General features: G+C 66.8%; 17 protein-coding genes. 10 read left to right on the forward strand and 7 right to left on the reverse strand.

Features of this window, described 5'->3' with window-relative positions; translation table 11 throughout:
• The 4 genes from G3N59_RS35420 to G3N59_RS35435 all read left to right on the forward strand — a co-directional run.
• The coding region (locus tag G3N59_RS35420) for an iron chelate uptake ABC transporter family permease subunit (RefSeq protein WP_205987653.1) at positions 1-970 on the forward strand (970 nt) is incomplete at its 5' end.
• A gap of 87 nt (positions 971-1,057) precedes the next feature.
• The gene (locus tag G3N59_RS35425) at positions 1,058-2,791 is read left to right on the forward strand and encodes a cyclic peptide export ABC transporter (RefSeq protein ID WP_205987654.1); all 1,734 of its coding nucleotides are present in this window, start codon (positions 1,058-1,060) and stop codon (positions 2,789-2,791) included.
• A gap of 52 nt (positions 2,792-2,843) precedes the next feature.
• The gene (locus tag G3N59_RS35430) at positions 2,844-5,333 is read left to right on the forward strand and encodes a penicillin acylase family protein (RefSeq protein WP_205987655.1); all 2,490 of its coding nucleotides are present in this window, start codon (positions 2,844-2,846) and stop codon (positions 5,331-5,333) included.
• Positions 5,334-5,361: 28 nt separating this feature from the next.
• On the forward strand, positions 5,362-6,210 hold the full coding sequence (locus G3N59_RS35435) for a hypothetical protein (RefSeq protein ID WP_205987656.1): 849 nt from the start codon (positions 5,362-5,364) through the stop codon (positions 6,208-6,210).
• Here the strand turns inward: G3N59_RS35435 and G3N59_RS35440 are convergent.
• The gene (locus G3N59_RS35440; protein ID WP_205987657.1) at positions 6,207-7,001 is read right to left on the reverse strand and encodes a 4'-phosphopantetheinyl transferase superfamily protein; all 795 of its coding nucleotides are present in this window, start codon (positions 6,999-7,001) and stop codon (positions 6,207-6,209) included. The genes G3N59_RS35435 and G3N59_RS35440 overlap by 4 nt on opposite strands.
• Before the next feature lie 161 nt (positions 7,002-7,162).
• Here G3N59_RS35440 and G3N59_RS35445 point away from each other — a divergent pair, with 161 nt between their 5' ends.
• Complete coding sequence (locus G3N59_RS35445; protein ID WP_205987658.1) at positions 7,163-8,005, forward strand: helix-turn-helix transcriptional regulator; 843 nt, start codon at positions 7,163-7,165, stop codon at positions 8,003-8,005.
• A 172-nt stretch (positions 8,006-8,177) separates the two neighbouring features.
• Positions 8,178-8,627, forward strand: coding sequence for a surface-adhesin E family protein (locus tag G3N59_RS35450; protein WP_205987659.1), 450 nt, complete (start codon positions 8,178-8,180; stop codon positions 8,625-8,627).
• A gap of 66 nt (positions 8,628-8,693) precedes the next feature.
• On the opposite strand, the gene G3N59_RS35455 is transcribed toward G3N59_RS35450, so the two are convergent.
• Positions 8,694-9,581, reverse strand: coding sequence for an SDR family oxidoreductase (locus tag G3N59_RS35455; protein ID WP_205987660.1), 888 nt, complete (start codon positions 9,579-9,581; stop codon positions 8,694-8,696).
• Positions 9,582-9,679: 98 nt separating this feature from the next.
• Here G3N59_RS35455 and G3N59_RS35460 point away from each other — a divergent pair, with 98 nt between their 5' ends.
• Both G3N59_RS35460 and G3N59_RS35465 read left to right on the forward strand, forming a co-directional pair.
• Entirely contained in the window at positions 9,680-10,555 is an 876-nt protein-coding gene (locus G3N59_RS35460) for a helix-turn-helix transcriptional regulator (protein ID WP_205987661.1), read from the forward strand.
• 193 nt (positions 10,556-10,748) lie between these two features.
• Positions 10,749-11,366: a LysE family translocator gene (locus tag G3N59_RS35465; RefSeq protein ID WP_205987662.1), complete on the forward strand. Its 618-nt coding sequence runs from the start codon at positions 10,749-10,751 to the stop codon at positions 11,364-11,366.
• 22 nt (positions 11,367-11,388) lie between these two features.
• Here G3N59_RS35465 and G3N59_RS35470 read toward each other — a convergent pair whose 3' ends face one another.
• The gene (locus G3N59_RS35470) at positions 11,389-12,807 is read right to left on the reverse strand and encodes a PLP-dependent aminotransferase family protein (RefSeq protein ID WP_205987663.1); all 1,419 of its coding nucleotides are present in this window, start codon (positions 12,805-12,807) and stop codon (positions 11,389-11,391) included.
• 145 nt (positions 12,808-12,952) lie between these two features.
• Here G3N59_RS35470 and G3N59_RS35475 point away from each other — a divergent pair, with 145 nt between their 5' ends.
• Both G3N59_RS35475 and G3N59_RS35480 read left to right on the forward strand, forming a co-directional pair.
• Positions 12,953-14,281, forward strand: a complete 1,329-nt coding sequence (locus tag G3N59_RS35475) for an aspartate aminotransferase family protein (protein ID WP_205987664.1) — start codon at positions 12,953-12,955, stop codon at positions 14,279-14,281.
• Between the two features lie 156 nt (positions 14,282-14,437).
• Positions 14,438-14,686: a hypothetical protein gene (locus G3N59_RS35480; RefSeq protein ID WP_205987665.1), complete on the forward strand. Its 249-nt coding sequence runs from the start codon at positions 14,438-14,440 to the stop codon at positions 14,684-14,686.
• 67 nt (positions 14,687-14,753) lie between these two features.
• Here the strand turns inward: G3N59_RS35480 and pcaC are convergent, their stop codons facing one another.
• From pcaC to G3N59_RS35500, 4 genes are all read right to left on the reverse strand, one after another.
• Positions 14,754-15,152 carry a 4-carboxymuconolactone decarboxylase gene (gene pcaC / locus G3N59_RS35485; RefSeq protein WP_205987666.1) on the reverse strand — a complete coding sequence of 133 codons (399 nt, stop codon included), beginning with the start codon at positions 15,150-15,152 and terminating at the stop codon, positions 14,754-14,756.
• Positions 15,149-15,940 carry a 3-oxoadipate enol-lactonase gene (gene pcaD, locus G3N59_RS35490; protein ID WP_205987667.1) on the reverse strand — a complete coding sequence of 264 codons (792 nt, stop codon included), beginning with the start codon at positions 15,938-15,940 and terminating at the stop codon, positions 15,149-15,151. Before pcaD ends, pcaC begins: the two co-directional genes overlap by 4 nt.
• 4 nt (positions 15,941-15,944) lie before the next feature.
• Positions 15,945-17,333, reverse strand: coding sequence for a 3-carboxy-cis,cis-muconate cycloisomerase (locus G3N59_RS35495; protein ID WP_205987668.1), 1,389 nt, complete (start codon positions 17,331-17,333; stop codon positions 15,945-15,947).
• A gap of 135 nt (positions 17,334-17,468) precedes the next feature.
• A complete protein-coding gene (locus G3N59_RS35500) occupies positions 17,469-18,128 on the reverse strand; it encodes a 3-oxoacid CoA-transferase subunit B (RefSeq protein ID WP_205987669.1) in 660 nt (219 codons plus the stop codon).
• Positions 18,129-18,143 lie beyond the last annotated feature (15 nt).

Below are 18,143 nucleotides of genomic sequence, written 5' to 3' on the forward strand. Positions count from 1 at the left end.
TCTGCGCTGGCGCTTCGCGGCGCTGATGCTGGCGCTGCTCGGCGCGCTCGCGCTCAGCCTCGTTTTCGCGCGCGGCCCGCAAGGCTGGCACTTCAGCAGCTTCACCGAACTCTCGCAGGTGACGATCTGGCGCGCGCCGCGCGCCCTCGCCGCACTCGCCGCCGGCGCGATGCTCGCGGTCGCCGGCACGCTGATGCAGCGCCTGACCGGCAATCCGCTCGCCAGCCCGGAACTGCTCGGCGTCAGCGCGGGCGCGGCGCTCGGCCTGATCGTGCTGGTGATCGGCGTGGGCGGCTGGTTCGATATCGGCAGCGTGGGCGGGGCGAGTCATGCCGCGCGCCTGGCGGCGACCAGCCTCGGCGCACTGGCCGCGCTGCTCGCGATCCTCGCCTTCTCGCACCGTGCGCGCTACGCGCCGGAGCGCGTGATGCTCGCGGGCGTGGCGATCGGCGCGCTGTTCCAGGCGGTGGTGGCGGTGTCGATCGCCACCGGCGGCGAACAGGCCGCCACGCTGCTGCAATGGCTTTCCGGTTCCACCTACACGATCACGCCCACCGACGCCGTCTTCGCGCTGCTGCTCTGCGTCGCGCTGTGCGCGCTGCTGCCGTTCACGCAGCGCTGGCTGCAGATCCTGCCGCTGGGCGATGCGTCGGCGCGCGCGCTCGGCGTGCCGATGCGCGGCGCGCGCCTCGCGCTGCTCGTGTTGATCGCGCTGCTCACGGCCGCCGCCACCTTGATCGTCGGGCCGCTGTCGTTCGCGGGCCTGATCGCGCCGCATTTCGCGCGGCTGTTCGGCGCGCGCAAGCCGTTGCAGCAACTCGCGCTGGCCGCGCCCACCGGCGCGCTCACGCTGGTGCTCGCCGACTGGCTCGGCCGCACGCTGCTGATGCCGCGCGAACTGCCCGCAGGACTCGTGGCGACGCTGATCGGCGCGCCTTATCTGATGTGGCTGCTCAGCCGGCGTCGCTGAGCTTGCCGCTGTTGTGATGAACGCTGTGGAACACCGTGCCGCACTCCGGTGCGCGCGCATGAACTTCTGAAATTTCTGGGGAACACGATGCTTGCGCAATTGCTAAGACTGCTCAGACGCCTTTGGCCGATCACCGTGCTGGCCACGATGATGGGCGCGGCGAGCGGGATCGCCACCGCCGCCCTGCTGGCCGTCACCAACCGCACGCTGCAAAGCGGCACCGACGCCCTGCCCACCCTGCTGCTGAGCTTCGCGGGACTGTGCGCGATCGCGCTGATCGGCGAGGTGGTCTCGGATATCGGCAACAACATCGTCGGGCAGCGCGTGATCGCGATGCTGCGCAAGGATCTGAGCGAGCGCATTCTGGCCGCGCCCATCGGCCAGATCGAGCAGTTCCGCAGCCATCGGCTCGTGACCGCGCTCAATCAGGATATCGATACGATCAGCTCGTTTTCCTTCATGTTTTCGAGCCTCGCCATCGCCACGGCGACGATTCTCGGCTGCCTCGGCTATCTGCTGGTGCTGTCGCCGGTCATGCTGCTGATCGCGATTGCCGCGATTGCCATCGGCTCGGTGGTGCAGACGCTCGCGCGCCGCGTGGGCATCGGCCGTTTCGGTCAGGCGCGCGCCGCCGAAGACCGCCTGCAAAAACACTATCGCTCGATCACCGACGGCGCGAAGGAACTGCGCCTGAACGGCCAGCGCCGCCGCTTCGTCTTCGATAACGAACTGAGCGGCACCATCGACGAAATCCAGCGCCTGCGCGTGCGCGCGGCGAACGTGTTCGTGTCGGCCAATGCGTTCGGCTCGCTGCTGTTCTTTATCGTGGTCGGATTGATGCTCGCGCTGCAGCACGGCGTGGCGGGCGCGGACCGCGCCATCGCCACCGGCTTCGTGCTGGTGCTGCTGTACATGAAGGGGCCGATCCAGGAGATCGTCGGCGCGCTGCCGTCGATCGGCCGCGCGCAGGTGGCGTTCCAGCGCATCGCCGAACTGCAGGCGCGCTTTTCGACGCGCGAACCGGCTCTGGTGGTCGAAGGCGCAAACGTACAACCTGGCGCGCAAAGCTGGGAAAACTTCACGTCGATCTCGCTCGATCACGCGCATTACCGCTTCGCCGCGCCGCTCGCCACTGGCGACGACGATAAAAACAAGCACGCGGATCAAAACGATTCGCCCGCGCCTGGCGGCTTCGCGCTCGGTCCGGTCGATCTGACCATCGCGCGCGGCGAGACGCTCTTTATCGTCGGCGAAAACGGCTGCGGCAAGACCACGCTGATCAAGCTGCTGCTCGGCCTCTATCGTCCCGATGCGGGGCAGTTGCAAGTGGACGGCCAGCCCGTCGACGACCGCGATCTCGACGCTTATCGCCAGCTCTTTTCGGCGGTGTTTTCCGACTACTACCTGTTCGACACGCTGATTCCGGGCGAAGCGCGCCTGGGCGCTCAGGCGCAGCGCTATCTCGAACGCCTCGAAATCGCCCATAAGGTGCAGGTGCGCGACGGCGCGTTCACCACCACCGATCTCTCGACCGGCCAGCGCAAGCGGCTCGCGCTCGTGCACGCGTATCTCGAACAGCGCCCGGTGATGGTGCTCGACGAATGGGCCGCCGATCAGGACCCGACCTTCCGCCGCGTGTTCTACACCGAGATCCTGCCGGACCTGAAGCGCCAGGGCAAAACGCTGATCGTGATTTCGCACGACGACCGTTATTTCGATGCGTCGGATCGCTATATCCGGCTGGAGAACGGCCGCATCGTCGAGGAAGTGCGTCCGCAGCGCGCCGGCGAAGTCCAGCCCGCTCGCGCCGACGCGCACTGAAGCTCGCACAAGCTCGCACAAGCGCACACCAACGCAACCGATACCGAAAGCCATGCCCGATTTTTCGTTCGCTCACCGCCTTCGCCAGCTTCATCGCCAGCTTGACGCTTTGCGCGCGCCGGCCGCGCTCGGCGGCGCGCTGGCCGTCGCGCTGCTGCTGCAAAGCTGCGCCACGCCGTCGCGCGATACGCAGACGTCGTTCGCCCCGCAAGGCGGCCCGTACCAGGTCGATATCCGCCGCACCGCGCTCGGCATTCCGCACGTGAAAGCCGACGACTGGGGCAGCCTCGGCTACGGCTATGGCTACAGTCAGGCCGAAGACAATCTCTGCACGATGGCCGAAGCCTTCGTGACCTATCGCGGCGAGCGCTCGCGCTACTTCGGCCCGCAGGCGCGGCCCGAAACCGGCGCGACCTTCGGCCAGCCGGACAATCTGGACGCCGACTTCTTCTTCCGCTTCGTCGCCGACGATGCCGCCGTCGCCCGTTACCGCGACAGCCAGACGCCGACCATGCGCAAGCTGATCGACGGTTTCGTCGATGGCTACAACCGCTATGCGGGCGAAGTGCGCGCGGGCGATCACGCAGGCGCGCACGCGGCCTGCCGCGGCGCGGCGTGGCTCACGCCGATTGCCCGCGCCGACGTCTACCGCCGCCTCTACGCCGCGAATCTCGCCGGCGGCGAAGCGCGCTTCGTCGCGGCGATCGCGACCGCGCAGCCGCCCGCCGCCCAGGCCGCCGCCGAACCTCACGCCGCCATCGGCCAACGCGCCGAAACGCTTGCCGCAACCGCGCCACTCGAATACGTGGGCGGTCAGGCGGGCATCGGCAGCAACGCCCTCGCCTTTGGCGCGGACGCGACCCACGACGGCCGCGCGCTGCTGTTCGGCAATCCGCACTGGTTCTGGACCGGCCCCGACCGCTTCTACCAGGCACAGCTGACGATTCCCGGCCAGCTCGATGTGAGCGGCGTGTCGTTCCTCGGCGTGCCGCTGATCGTGATGGGCTTCAACCAGAACGTCGCGTGGACCCACACGGTTTCCAGCGCAAAGCGCTTCGGCGTGTTCCAGCTCAAGCTGGTGCCGGGCGCGCCCACGCGCTACGTCTACGACGGCCACGAAGAAGCCATGACGCCGGTGCGCCTGAACGTGCAGGCGCGCGCCGCCGACGGCACGCTGCACACCGTCACGCGCACGCTCTACCGTTCGCGCTTCGGCCCGCTGGTGAATCTGGGCGCGCTGTCGCCCGCGCTCGGCTGGAACGCGCAGCAGGCCTTCGCGCTGCGCGACATCAACGCCGATAACTTCCGCGTATTCGAAAACTTCCTCGACTGGGGCCAGGCGCGCTCGCTCGACGATTTCATCGCGATCCAGAAACGCAACGCGGCGGTGCCGTGGGTCAACACGTTCGCGATCGGGCGCGGCGATCCGCGTGCCTGGTATGCGGATATCGGCGCGGTGCCGGACGTGAGCGCCGCGCTCGCGCAGCGCTGCACGCCGCCGCTCGGGCACGCTGTCGCCGCGCGCATGCCGGGCCTGCCCTTCCTCGACGGTTCGCGCAGCGACTGCGACTGGCAGAGCAATGCGCAGGCAGCGCAGCCCGGCGCCATGCCGGCCGCCGATCTGCCCTCGCTCGCGCGCCGCGATTACGTCGGCAATTTCAACGGCAGCTACTGGCTCACCAATCCGGCCGCGCCGCTGACGGGCTTCGCGCCGGTGGTCGGCGAAACCGGTACGGCGCAGTCGCTGCGCACGCGTCTGGGTCACGAGATCGCCGCGCAGCAGATGGCGCAGCCGGGCCGCGTGAACCCCGCCTCGCTGATGCAAAGCGTGCTCGACAGCCGCGCGATGTCGGCTGTGCTGTTCAAGGATGCGGTGCTCGCGCGCGTCTGCACGCCCGCCGCGACCGCACACGACGCCGATCTGCACGAAGCCTGCAGCGTGCTGGCCGCCTGGAACGACGAAGGCAGCGCGAACGCACGCGGCGCGACGCTGTGGGACGTCTACTGGAAGCAGCTCGCGGCGATCCCGGCGCAGCAGCTCTATGCCGTGCCCTTCGATCCGCAGCAGCCGCTGACGACGCCTGCGGGCATCGCCGCCGACCCGGCCACGCTCACCGCCGCGCTGCGCAAGGCGATCGCCACGCTGCGCGCCGCGGGTCTCGCGCTCGATGCGCCGCACGACGCCGCGCTCTACGTGCAGCGCGACGACGCACGCATCGGCCTGTACGGCGGCTGCGACGCCGAAGGCTATTTCACGGCGGCCTGCGCCATGCATCCGTTCGATAAGGAAGCCGAATCGATGAACCGCAACCCGAACGGCAACACGTATCTGCAAGTGGTGTCGTTCGACGATCACGGCGTCCTCGCGCATACGCTGATCGCCTCGTCCGAATCCGACGATCCGGCCTCGCCGCATTACGCCGATGGCGTGCGCGCCTACGCGGCGCAGCGCTGGCTGGCCGTGCCGTTCACCGAAGAAGCGATCACGCGCGATACGCAGAGCCGCCGCGTGCTCAGCAGCCCGTCCACGCAGATGCAATAACCCGACACTGGCATGGAGGACCGACCGCATGTCATATCTCGCCTCGCAAACGGAACTCACCCCGCGCTACGGCCGGCGGCTGTCGCGCAGCCGCGCAGCGCGCAGCGCGTCGAACTCGCCCGTCTTCACGACGCACCGGCTCACGCGGCGCTATCCCGCGCAGCTCAAGATGCCCGATGCCGGCGTGCTGCATCTGTGGCGCTTTCGCGCCAGCTGGCTGCCGGTGGCGATCCACGAAAGCGAAAAATGGCTGTCCGACGCCGAGCGTAATCGCGCGCGCTTTCATCCGAACGCGGCGCTGCGCCATCGCTATATCGCGAGCCGCGTGATGCTGCGCTGGATCGGCGCGAATCTGACTGGCTTGCCGCCACGCGAAGTGCAGATCGTCGATGGACATGGCGAGCATCGCGGCGCGCAGATCGTGGTCGGCGATCGGTGTTTGAGTGTGGATATCGCGTTTGGCGGCATCTGGGTGTTGATCGGCATCGGGCCGTCGACGCTGGGACTGGGCATTACGATGCCGCGTCCCGGCAGCGAAACCAGCGGCGCGGAGGACCTCGCGCGCGCGAGCGTGTGGGAATTCGCCCAGGCCAGCACGCGCCGCCAGCAGGAAGACGCCAGCCGCCGCCACGCCGATGCGCTGCGCCGCACCGCGCGCCACACCAGCCTGTCGGGCGCGATGCGGGTCGAAGACGCGACGGCGGCAGGCGACGACCTCGACGAACTCGACGAAGACAGCCCCGCCGTCTGGATCGATCTCGCCGACGAAGGCCGCTGGCATGTGATCGACGTGCCGATGCCCGGCGAGATTCGCGGCGCGATTTCGGTCGCGCAGCCGGTCAGGCAGATTCACGCGGTAGGCTGGATCGGGCCTTAAGCGCCGGTGCGCGCGCTGCTGCCGGGCTTTGCAAAGGCGAGGCAGCAGGCGTAGCCGGGCAGATCGTCGAGCCAGCGGTAGTGCAACTGGCTGGCCGCGCCGAACTCCGCGGCGCTGCCAACCACGTGCGGCGATGCGGCACGCTCCACGCCGCCCTCGCCCGCCAGATCGACGCCCAGCGCCAGCAGTCCGTGCGCGATGCCCAGACCCAGCGCTTTGAGCAAGGCTTCCTTCGCGGTCCAGCAGTGCATGAACAGCGCGGCCTGCGATGGCGGCGGCGCGCTGTCGAGCGCCTGCCGCTCGGCGGGCGTGCATACGAGCCGCGAGAGCCCGCGCCAGTCGATCGACGCGTTGTGCTGCTCGATGTCGATACCGACCTCGCGCGTGCGGGAAAGCGCGATCAACGCGTGATTGCCCGCGTGCGAGACGTTGAACGATAGCCCGATGTGATCCTGCAACTGCGGCTTGCCGCGCTCGGAAAAGACGAAGCGCAGCGCGTCGGGCGCATCGCCGATGGCATCGGCGAGCAACTGGCGCAACACCGAGCGCGTGACGGCAAAACGGATCTGATCGGCGCGCTGGAGATAGCGCTGGGCCCTGGCGCGCTCGGCATCGTCGAGAAAAGGCGCGTCGGCGGGCGTCTGCGCGAAGTCGAAGTCGACACGCCAGAGCGCGATATCGTCGGGCCAACGGCCGCGCGCGGCGAGCCGCTGCGGTCGAGCGCCGGCGCTTTGCGTCGCCGGGCTGATGGGTTGTCCGGCGTCGGGCCGGGCTGAAGCATCGAACACCATCCGCTTATGCCATCGCTTGAAAAATGAACTTTGAATGATAATGCATCTTATTACCGACGCAAAAGCTATACTGCCCCGGTCGATCAAGACCGCAGACAGATCGCTGAAAACGGGCAAAACCGGACGATAGCGCCCGCAGCCGCCTTGCCAGCTGGAATGTTATGGAAGACTTTTCGAATCGAACGGACAACGCGCTCATCATGCCCGATCCGGCCGCCGCCGCGGCGCCGGAGGACGTTCTGCCGCCCGTGTACGGCGAGGCGATCGAGTACGAAGCGGGCGCGCGCGAATTCGCGCACCGGCATGCTCACGCCCAGTTGCTCTACGCCACGAGCGGGTTGATCCGCGTACGCACGCCGGCCGCGAGCTGGGTCGTGACGCCCGATTGCGCGATGCTCGTGCCGCCTTTCGTCGAACACGAACTGGAGATGGTCGGCAAGGTGGGGTTTCGCACGCTCTATCTCGATCCGTGTCCGCTGAACGCCGCCGACGAAGGCCGTCTATTGCCGGTCGGCGGGCTGCTGCGCGAGGCGATTCTCGCGCTCGTGAAGGAGCCCGCGCGAACGCGCGCGCCCGGCAGTCTCGCCGATATCCTCACCCAGTTGATCGTCAAACTGCTCGCCGCGGCCACGCCCGCCGACGAACCGCCCGGCCGCCTGCCGCTGCCGCAGCATCCGCGTCTGCACCGCATCTGCCAGGCGCTGATCGAAGAGCCCGCCAACAGCGATTCGCTCGAACATTGGGGCGACCGTTTCGGCGCGAGTTCGCGCACGCTCGCGCGGCATTTCCAGCGCGAAACCGGCATGCCGTTCGCGAAATGGCGCGAGGAAATGCGCGTGTCGGAAGCGATGTGCCTGCTGTCCACGCATACGCCCATCGACGAAGTGGCCCGCTATCTCGGTTACGCCGACGCCAGTTCCTTCGCCGTGATGTTCAAGCGCGTGCTGCATATGACGCCGGTGAAATACCAGTCGATGATGCGCTCGGGTGTGGTAGAGGCGTAGTGTCTCGCCGGACGCTGGCCGTCCTGGCTGGCGCAGTCGCACACAGTCGCGCACAGTCGCGTTAATTGAGCGGTTTTCTGCGCTGTTTTCGCCGCTGCTTGTGGCTAGCTCGCACGCTTACAATCAAGGGCCAATGATTGACCCACGAATCGTTCCGATTGCAGAGAAAGCTATGAGCGCCCAAGCACTTTCACATCATGACTGGCGCCGCGCGCCGCGGCTTCTGACTTGTCTCGCCGTAGCGTCGGCGGCGCTGGCCGCATCGGCCGTTCATGCGGCGGGCTGGACCACCGTGGCGTCCGTGCCGAACCGATGGACCGAATCGGTCAACACCGATTCCATCGTGCGCGAAGGCGCCATTCGCCGCGCCTGGATTCAGATTCGCTACGCCGAGCCCACGGCGATTTCGCACGCGCTCGCGCCGGTAACGTTGCTCAAGCAACGAATCGCGTTCGACTGCAAAAAACATCAGACCTCGCTGACCAGCCGCCTGAGCTACGACGCGCAAGGCCAGTTGCTGGATCGCGTCGACACGCTGCCCACGGTCAGCAACGAAACCTTCACCGATGTCGAACCCGACACCGAACTCGACCGGGCGCTCAAGTTCGTCTGCGCCTCGTAACCATTCGCATACCGTAACAATGCGCGGCTCCGCCGGGCGGAACCGCGCGCTGCTTCTCACTGCCGGTTACAGATACCGCGCCTGATCCAGATCCGAGATCAGCGACGGCCCGCTCGGCCGCCAGCCCAGACGCGCCTGCGTTAGGGCGCTGGAAGCAGGCATATCCATGCCGACGAACATCGCCATCCAGCCGAACTGCGCTTGCGCCTGCTCCGCCGGAATCGACACGACCGGCAGTTTCAGGCCGCGCCCGAGCGACTCGGCGATCTCGCGGCTGCTGACGCCCTCTTCGCCGACCGCGTGATAACGCGCGCCGCGCTCCGCTTTTTCGATCGCCAGCCGATAAAGCCGCACGACATCGGATAGATGCCCGGCCGGCCAGCGGTTGCGCCCCTCGCCCACATAGGCCACCGCGCCTTTTTCGCGCGCAATCGCAATCAGCGGCGAAATCAGCCCTTGCCTGAACGGGTTGTGCACCTGCGGCAAACGCATCACCGAAACATTCACGCCCGCTTCGAGCAGCGCATTGCCCGCGATTTCCGAGCCGATGCGCGGATTAGGATGCGTGGTATTGAACACGTCCTCGCGCGCAAGCTCGCCCTGTTCGCCGCTGCCGACGCCGGTGCCCGACGTAATCAGCAGCGGCCGGTCCGAACCGGCCAGCACGGAACCCAGCGCCGCAATCGCGCGCTTGTCCTTTTCGCAGTTCTCCACGAAGCGGGAAAAATCGTGATCGAACGCCGCGTGAATGACCGCATCCGCGTTGTCGGCCCCGCGCTTGAGGCTTTCGACGTCTTCGAGCGTGCCGAAATGCGCCTGGGCGCCGGCTTGCGCGAGCGCCTGCGCACCGGCGTCCGAGCGCGTCATGCCGCTCACCTGATGGCCCGCCTGAATCAGTTCAGGGATAAGGGCCGAGCCGATAAAACCGGTCGCGCCCGTCAAAAAGATTCGCATCGTCAACTCCTTCTGGTCGTGACCTCCGCACTATCTGACGGATTCTTATTCCGTTAAAGTAGTGACGTTATCATGGTAAAACGACTAACAGGATTCCCATGTCGGTCACCACGTCCTCCCCCAGTTCCACCTCGCTCGGCGACTTCCTGAAGAGCCGCCGCACCCGGCTCGATCCCGCGAGCTTCGGCTTTTCCGGGCGGCGGCGCACGCCTGGCCTGCGTCGCGAGGAAGTCGCGCAGCGCGCCAATATCAGCCCGACCTGGTACACGTGGCTCGAACAGGGCCGTGGCGGCGCGCCCTCGGCGAGCGTGCTCGAACGCATCGCGGGCGCGCTGATGCTCACCCACACCGAACGCGAACATCTCTTCATGCTCGGCCTCGGCCGGCCGCCGGAAGTGCGCTACCGCGCCGTCAACGACGTGCATCCGCGCTTGCAGCGCTTTCTGGATTCGCTGCCGTCGAGTCCTGCCATCATCAAGAATCCCGTCTGGGACGTGATCGCGTGGAATCGCGCCGCTGCGGTCGTGCTGACCGATTACGGCGCGCTGCCGCCCGACGGCCGCAATATCCTGCGGTTTCTGTTCGGCCATGCCGAGGTGCGCGCGAAGCAGCATGACTGGGAGAGCGTCGCGCGTTTTGTGGTGGGCGCGTTTCGGGCCGATGTGGCGCGCGCGGGTCTGGTGTCGGAGGCGGGGGAACTCGTCGAGGAACTGAGCAGCGTGAGCCCGGAATTCGCCGCGCTTTGGCGCGAGAACGACCTGCACAATCACGCCGATGGCGGCGTCAAGCGCCTGCAGCATCCCGTGCTTGGCGCGATCGAGCTGGAGTATTCGGCTTTTGCCGTCGATGGCCGCCCGGATCTGGGCATGATCGTCTACACGCCGCTCGACGACGATATAGCCGCACGCATCAAGACACTCGCCGACAGCGCGACGCTGGCTGCGCCCGCTGCTGCTGCGGCCATGCCGGAATAAACCGGAGCGCCGAAGCCGCGATCGTTGAACAACCCGGTTGGACAACCCCGGCCGGACAATCCCGCTCAATCGTCCCCCACGCCGTACCGGTTTCCGGCTGACAATCTGTACCGGTACTGTACCGATCCATCTCGTTACACTGACTCCTCGACGATCATCAGGATCGCCATCTTTTCCCCGGAGTCTTCGCCTCATGCTGCCCGAAATGCTCAGCGCCCTGCCCGCCGGCATGCTGTTCGTGGTCGTCACGTCCATCACGCCCGGCCCGAACAACACGATGCTGCTCACCTCCGGCGTCAACTTCGGCTTCCGGCGCACGGTGCCGCATATGCTCGGCATCAGCGCGGGCGTCGTGGTCCTGATGCTGTGCGTGGGTTTCGGTCTGGGCGAAGCGTTCCGGCGCATTCCCGTGCTGTACACGGTGCTCGAAGCCGCGAGCGTGGCTTATCTGCTGTGGCTGGCGTGGAAGATCGGCACTTCGGGCGGCATGAAGATCAAGAGCGGCGAGCGCCGCCCGATGCGCTTTCACGAAGCCATCGCGTTCCAGTGGATCAACCCCAAAGCGTGGATGATGGTGCTCACGGCCGTGACCACGATTCGTCTGTCGACGGATTTCGGCCTCAATACCGTAGCGATGGCCGTGCTGTTCTACGTGGTCGGCCTGCCCTGCATCTGCGTGTGGGCGGCGTTCGGCACGGGCATGCGCCGTTTTCTCGCCGATCCGCGCCGCCTGCGCCTGTTCAACATCGCCATGGCGCTGTCGCTGGTCGCGTCGATGTATCCGCTGCTTGTGCATCTGCTGCAGCGCTGATCCGTCTCATCAGGATTGCCGATCAAATCCTTTTGCCGATGCGCTCGATGAACCGCCAGAGCGCATCGTCGAGCGAATACGGCGCGTTGAAGCGGAACCACGCGCTGGCCGCGTCGTCGGGGCGAAAATAGGAGCCGGGCGCGAGCCAGATGCCGTCGCGCAACGCGGCGGTGGCGATCTCACCGGCGCGCGCCGCTTCCACCGGCAGGCGCACCAGCATGAACAGGCCCGCGCGCGGCCGGCAGAACGGCTCCAGCCCCAGCGAATCGATACGATCTTCGAACGCCGCATGCGCGGCTTTCAACTGCTCGTTGACGATCTCGACGTGGCGCGTGTAACGCCCTTCCACCAGCACCTTGTCGACGATGCGCTCGATCGTCTCCGAAGACGTCAGCCCCACCGCCATCTTCGCGCGCGCGAGTTCGCGCAGCACGTCGCGCTCTGCGACCACATAGCCGCAGCGCAGCGAAGGCGTCACCGTCTTCGAAAATCCGCTCACATAAAGCACGCGGCGCAGGCCTTCCATCGCGGCCAGCAGCGGCGCGCCGGGCGGCGCGAGTTCGCGGCTCACATCGTCTTCCACGACCCACATGCGTTCGCGTTCCGCGATCTGCAGCAGCCGGAATGCGTTGGCCATCGTGTAGGTCGCGCCGGTGGGATTCTGCAGCGTCGTGTTGACGAAGATCGCCTTCGGACGATGGGCGGCCACCTGCTGTTCGAGCGCGTCGAGATCGAGCCCGGCGGGCGTGCGCGGCACGCCATGCACCGTGAGGCCCGCCAGCTTGAGAATCTGCAGCAGGTTGCAATAGCCGGGATCTTCCACCAGCACGGCGTCGCCGGGACGCAGCAGCGTGCGCACGATCAGATCGAGGCCTTGCGTCGCGCCCTGCGTGAGCAGCACGTTGCCGGTTTCGACCGGCAAACCCTGGCGGTCCAGCTGCGCGGCAATGCGCTCGCGCAGCGGCGCAAAACCGTACGGGTGGCCGTAGTCGCCCAGACGCACTGCGGGCACGCGGCTCGTCGCGCGCAATGCGTGATGCAGGCCGGTTTCGTTGATCCACTCGGCTGGCATCCAGCCGCAGCCCGCCTTGATCGGCACCGAATGATCGGCGAAGACGTCGGACAGCAGCCAGGTGGCCGTGAGCGCGGGCGGCTGCCAGACGGCCGCGCCGGCACTCGCACGCGGCGCGGCTTCGCGCGGCGCCACGCGATACCCCGAGCCGCGCCGCGCCACCACCAGCCCCATCGACACCAGACGGTTGTACGCGTCCGTCACCGTATAGGTGGACAGCGCGTGCGATTGCGCCAGTTGGCGCACCGAAGGCAGCAGCGCGCCCGCGCGCAGCGAGTTGCCCTCGATCGCCTGCGCGAAGGCCCGCACCAGTTGCTCGACAAGCGTGGCGGCGGCCCCGCGGCCGCGTTCCAGTTCGAATTCGATCATGAGAATGTGAGTGGCACGTTATGCACAGACCAATACAGTTGCGGCAGATTGTCCAGCACGGTTATCAGCGCAGTATAGAGACTGTATATGCCGCGCTTCAAGCCCGGACGCTACATTCTGTTCAACCACTTTGGAGGAGAAACTCATGACTTCGCGCCCCGTCATCGACGATCTTTCGTCGTTCTGGATGCCCTTTACGGCCAACCGTCAGTTCAAGGCCGCGCCGCGCCTGCTGGAATCGGCCAAGGGCATGTATTACCGCACGACCGACGGCCGTGAGGTGATGGACGGCAGCGCCGGTCTCTGGTGCGTGAACGCGGGTCACGGTCGCGATGAAATCGTCGCGGCGATTGCGCAACAGGCAGGCAAGCTCGACTTCGCGCCCACCTTCCAGATGGGTCACCCGCTCGCTTTCGAAGCGGCCAGCAAGATCGCCGAAATCATGCCGGAAGGCCTCGACCGCGTGTTCTTCACGAACTCGGGTTCGGAATCGGTCGATACGGCGCTGAAGATCGCCCTCGCCTACCATCGCTCGCGCGGCGAAGGCCAGCGCACCAAGCTGATCGGCCGCGAGCGCGGCTATCACGGCGTGGGCTTCGGCGGCATTTCGGTCGGCGGGATCGGCGCGAATCGCAAGACCTTCTCGGGCCAGTTGCTGCCCGCCATCGATCATCTGCCGCACACGCACAACCTCGAACAGAACGCTTTCACGAAGGGCCAGCCCGCGTGGGGCGCGCATCTCGCGGATGACCTCGAACGCATCGTCGCGCTGCACGATGCGTCGACGATCGCCGCCGTGATCGTCGAGCCGGTTGCCGGTTCGACGGGCGTGCTGATTCCGCCGCAAGGCTATCTGCAACGTCTGCGCGAAATCTGCACGAAGCACGGCATCGTGCTGATTTTCGACGAAGTCATCACCGGTTTCGGCCGTCTGGGCAAGGCCACGGCGAGCGAGTATTTCGGCGTGACGCCGGACATCATCACGATGGCCAAGGCGATCAACAACGCCGCCGTGCCGATGGGCGGCGTGGCCGTGAGCCGCACGATCCACGACACGGTGGTCAACAGCGGCGCGCCGGGCGCGATCGAACTGTTCCACGGCTACACGTATTCGGCACACCCGCTGGCTGCGGCGGCGGCGATCGCCACCCAGGATCTGTACCGCCGCGAAGGCCTGTTCGAACGCGCGCACAGCCTCGCGCCGAAGTTCGAAGCCGCCGCGCACGCGCTGCGCGACGCGCCGCACGTGAAGGACGTGCGCAACCTGGGCATGGTTGCGGGCATCGAGCTCGATTCGCGCGACGGCGCGGTGGGCGCGCGCGCTTACGAGGTGTTCGTGAAGTGCTTCGAAGCGGGCGTGCTGATCCGCTTCACGGGCGATATTCTCGCGTTCTCGCCGCCGCTCATCATCACCGAAGAGGAAATCGAGCGCCTGTTCGGCACGGTGCGCGAAGTGCTGACGAAGGTCGCGTAACGCGGCTTCGGCATTGCGCGGTTGCCACGGCCTGCTCGCTACGAGCGGGCCGTTTTGCTTTCAGCCGGCGCGCATTCGTCCGATCATCATGCGCGCACGGCGGGCGTCATCGGCGTATCGTTGGCTGATGGACACGGCAAGGCGGGAGGTCTGGCGATGAAGACACCAATTCGCGTGGGCGCGCACATCGAAGGCGTTCACTGGGTAGCGGAATATACGGCGGCGACACACGAGATTCGCGTGTTCCGCGAAGGCCACGAGTTCGAGACGATCGCGGCGCCGCCCGCATTGCTGGGCGAAGAGGAAGAAGCGGGATCGGCCAGCGACGCGGCGAGCCGCGCGGAAGATGCCGCGGTGCTCGCCGTGCTGCGCCAGTATGTGGCGGAGCACGACGCCGCCGAGTAAGCACTTGCAGGGCACGCGCGAGGCGTGCCCTTTTGCATGGGTCAGGCGGCCCGGCGATCCGGCCGGATCAGGCCTTTTCTGCCGCTGCAGCGTCTTCCTCGCGGAAGATCTTATCGGCCAGATGGAAGGCCGAATTCGCCGCCGGCACGCCGCAGTAGATCGCGGTCTGCAGCAGCACTTCCTTGATTTCCTCGCGCGTCACGCCGTTGTTCTTCGCGGCACGCAGATGGAGCGCCAGCTCCTCGTTGCGATTGAGCGCGACCATCATCGAGATCGTCAGCAGGCTGCGCGTGTGGCGCGGCAGACCTTCGCGCGTCCAGATTTCGCCCCACGCATAGCGCGAAATGAGTTTCTGGAATTCTTCGGTCAGGTCCGTGCGGTTGGCGATCGAGCGATCGACGTGCGCGTCGCCCAGCACCGCGCGACGCACCTTCAAACCCGCTTCGTAGCGATCGTCTTCGTTCATTTCGACTCCAGCAGGAAACTCAGGACTACCTTGTTGAATTCGTCCGTCAATTCGACGTTCGAGATGTGCGAGGCATTCAGTTCGACGTAACGGCCGCCCGGCACCGATTCGGCGAGTTCGCGGCCCTGTGCGGGCGTGGCGGCCAGATCGTGCGTGCCCGAGATCACGAGCGTCGGCGCCTTGATCGAAGCGGCTTCGCCGCGCAGATCGGCGGCGTTGAGCGCGTCGCAGTTCGAAGCGTAGCCGTCCTTGTCGGTGTGCACGAACACGTCGCGCGCCTGCGCGATCACGAGCGGGTTGCGCTCCATGAATTCGGCCGTGAACCAGCGCGGCAGCACCGCATCCGCGAGCGACAGCATGCCTTCGTTGCGGGCCTTCGCCGCGCGCGGCTCCCACACTTGCGGCGTGCCGATCTTCGCCGCCGTGTTGCACAGCACGAGACGGTCGATGCGGCTCGCGAAACGCGCGCCCAGGCCCACGCCCGTGAGACCGCCCATCGAGACGCCGCAGAAATGCGCGCGTGCGATGCCCAGATGATCGAGCAGGCCGATCACGTCGCCGGTCAGTTGCTCGATGGTGTACGGACCTTGCGGCGCGGCCGAGTGGCCGTGGCCGCGCGTGTCGTAGCGCAGCACGCGGAAGTGCTTCGAGAATTCGACGAGCTGGGGCGTCCACATCGACACATCGCTGCCGAGCGAGTTCGACAGAACCAGCCAGGGCGCGTCGGTGTTCTCTGCGCCATCGATGCGGTAGAACAGCTGCGTGTCGTTGACGGCTGCGTAAGGCATGCGGTTACTCCTGATGAGTCTGCGATGAAGAAGGGGGCGTGCGCTGCAGGGCGCTCGCATACGACGCGAGCACCGCGTCGACGAACGCGTGCGCTTCGCCCACGTAATTGGCGGGATCGAGCAGCGCCTTCAGGCGCGCTTCGTCCAGATGTTGCGTGATGGCGGGTTCGGCCGCCAGCACGTCGTACAGCGTGCGGCCCGACTGCACCGCCGATTTCGATGCGCGCTCAACCAGATGATGCGCATCCAGGCGGCCGATGCGGTCTCCAAGCGCGAGCATCACGGCTTCGCCCAGAATCAGGCCGTGCGTGACGTCGAGATTCGCGGCGAGACGCTCGGGACGCACTTCGAGTCCGCCCGCGATCTGCTCGATCTGCGCGAGCGCACCGCCGGCGAGGCGGGCGAGTTCGGGCAGCGCGTCCCATTCGGCTTGCCAGCCGCCGAGCGCGCGTTCGTGCTCCTGCACCATGCCCGCGAACACCGTGGCGACGAGGCCAGGCGCGCGCGTGGCGGCGGTCAGCACAGCCGCGCAGCCCACCGGATTGCGCTTGTGCGGCATGGTCGACGAACCGCCCTTGCCTGCCGCCGCAGGCTCGCCGAGTTCGCCGATTTCGGTCTGCATCTGCAGCGAAATATCGCGCGCGATCTTGCCGAGCGTGCCGATCAGCATGCCGAAGAACGAAGCGGCTTCGGCGATGCGATCGCGCTGCGTGTGCCACGGCAGCGCGGGCTGCGCGAGGCCGAGGTCTTTGGCGAGTTCGGCGCTGACGTTCGCAGCGGCAGCGCGCAGGCTCGCGAGCGTGCCCGCCGCGCCGCCGAACTGCAGCACCAGCGCGCGTTCGCGCAGCGCAGCCAGACGCTCGCGATGACGCAGCAGCGTGTCGAGCCACTGCGCGAATTTGAGGCCGAGCGTAATCGGCAAAGCCTGTTGCAGCCAGGTGCGGCCCACGGCGGGCGTCGCGCGATGCGCACGCGCGAGATCGGCAACTTTTGCGCAGGTGGCGTCGAGGCTGGTTTCGATCAGCGCGAGCGCGTCGCGCAGTTGCAGCACGGTCGCCGTATCGATGATGTCCTGGCTCGTCGCGCCCCAATGCACGAATTTGGCGGCTTCGGGGTCGGCGTCTTTCACGCGCGCCGTCAATTGCTTGACGAGCGGAATCGCCAGATTGCCGCCCAGCGCGGCGTCGCGTGCGAGCGCTTCGGCGTCGAGCTGGCTGGCCTTGCAGGTCGCGACGATGGCGGCCACGGCGCTGTGCGGAATCACGCCATGGACTGCCGATGCGCGCGCCAGCGCCGCTTCCACGTCGAGCATGCGCTGCAGCGTGGCCTCGGTCGACCAGACGGCGTTCATCGGCTCGGTGCCGCAGATCAGGCTCGTGAGGCGTTCAATCATGGATCGATATGAAAAAAGTCTGGATGCGCGCGCGACAAACATCGCGCGCAAATGCAGATGGCGCGACGCCCGGCGACGATTGCCGCCAGACGCCGCGCCACGCTGATTCACATACGTTAAGCGCGTTGCAGGAGTTTACGCTGCGCGGCGGTTTTGCGTCGCGTCGATCAGCGCCACGCCGGCAAGCTTCTGCAGCGCGTCAAAGTCGATATCCGAATAGATTTCGCGCACTTCGAGGCCATCCGGCGTCACGTCGAACGCGGCGAGGTCGGTGTAGATGCGGCCCACGCAGCCCACGCCCGTGACCGGGTACGAGCATTCGTTCACGAGCTTGCTTTCGCCCTGCTTCGTGAGCAGTTCCATCATCACGAACACCTGCTTGGCGCCCAGTGCGAGGTCCATTGCGCCGCCCACGGCGGGGATCGCATCGGGTGCGCCGGTGTGCCAGTTCGCGAGGTCGCCCTTCACGGACACCTGGAACGCGCCGAGCACGCAGTAGTCGAGGTGGCCGCCGCGCATCATCGCGAACGAATCCGCGTGATGGAAGAACGCGCCGCCGGTGAGCAGCGTGACGTGCTGCTTGCCTGCGTTGATCAGTTCGTCGTCTTCCGCGCCAGCCGCCGGTGCCGGGCCCATGCCGAGCAGACCGTTTTCGCTGTGCAGGAAGATTTCCTTGCTCGGATCGAGGTGGTTGGCCACCAGCGTCGGCACGCCGATACCGAGATTCACATAAGCGCCCTCAGGAATGTCCTGAGCCACGCGTTGAGCCATTTCGTCGCGATTCAACCGTTTCATTGCTTAACTCCGTAG

The organism is Paraburkholderia sp. Ac-20340, from assembly GCF_017104965.1.
Taxonomy (GTDB): domain Bacteria; phylum Pseudomonadota; class Gammaproteobacteria; order Burkholderiales; family Burkholderiaceae; genus Paraburkholderia.

What these genes read in the sequence shown, in the direction of transcription:
- G3N59_RS35425 (WP_205987654.1), top strand. Translation starts at nt 1,058, where the DNA reads ATGCTTGCGCAATTGCTAAGACTGCTCAGACGCCTTTGGCCGATCACC.
- G3N59_RS35430 (WP_205987655.1), top strand. Translation starts at nt 2,844, where the DNA reads ATGCCCGATTTTTCGTTCGCTCACCGCCTTCGCCAGCTTCATCGCCAG.
- G3N59_RS35435 (WP_205987656.1), top strand. Translation starts at nt 5,362, where the DNA reads ATGTCATATCTCGCCTCGCAAACGGAACTCACCCCGCGCTACGGCCGG.
- G3N59_RS35440 (WP_205987657.1), bottom strand. Translation starts at nt 7,001, where the DNA reads ATGGTGTTCGATGCTTCAGCCCGGCCCGACGCCGGACAACCCATCAGC.
- G3N59_RS35445 (WP_205987658.1), top strand. Translation starts at nt 7,163, where the DNA reads ATGGAAGACTTTTCGAATCGAACGGACAACGCGCTCATCATGCCCGAT.
- G3N59_RS35450 (WP_205987659.1), top strand. Translation starts at nt 8,178, where the DNA reads ATGAGCGCCCAAGCACTTTCACATCATGACTGGCGCCGCGCGCCGCGG.
- G3N59_RS35455 (WP_205987660.1), bottom strand. Translation starts at nt 9,581, where the DNA reads ATGCGAATCTTTTTGACGGGCGCGACCGGTTTTATCGGCTCGGCCCTT.
- G3N59_RS35460 (WP_205987661.1), top strand. Translation starts at nt 9,680, where the DNA reads ATGTCGGTCACCACGTCCTCCCCCAGTTCCACCTCGCTCGGCGACTTC.
- G3N59_RS35465 (WP_205987662.1), top strand. Translation starts at nt 10,749, where the DNA reads ATGCTGCCCGAAATGCTCAGCGCCCTGCCCGCCGGCATGCTGTTCGTG.
- G3N59_RS35470 (WP_205987663.1), bottom strand. Translation starts at nt 12,807, where the DNA reads ATGATCGAATTCGAACTGGAACGCGGCCGCGGGGCCGCCGCCACGCTT.
- G3N59_RS35475 (WP_205987664.1), top strand. Translation starts at nt 12,953, where the DNA reads ATGACTTCGCGCCCCGTCATCGACGATCTTTCGTCGTTCTGGATGCCC.
- G3N59_RS35480 (WP_205987665.1), top strand. Translation starts at nt 14,438, where the DNA reads ATGAAGACACCAATTCGCGTGGGCGCGCACATCGAAGGCGTTCACTGG.
- pcaC (WP_205987666.1), bottom strand. Translation starts at nt 15,152, where the DNA reads ATGAACGAAGACGATCGCTACGAAGCGGGTTTGAAGGTGCGTCGCGCG.
- pcaD (WP_205987667.1), bottom strand. Translation starts at nt 15,940, where the DNA reads ATGCCTTACGCAGCCGTCAACGACACGCAGCTGTTCTACCGCATCGAT.
- G3N59_RS35495 (WP_205987668.1), bottom strand. Translation starts at nt 17,333, where the DNA reads ATGATTGAACGCCTCACGAGCCTGATCTGCGGCACCGAGCCGATGAAC.
- G3N59_RS35500 (WP_205987669.1), bottom strand. Translation starts at nt 18,128, where the DNA reads ATGAAACGGTTGAATCGCGACGAAATGGCTCAACGCGTGGCTCAGGAC.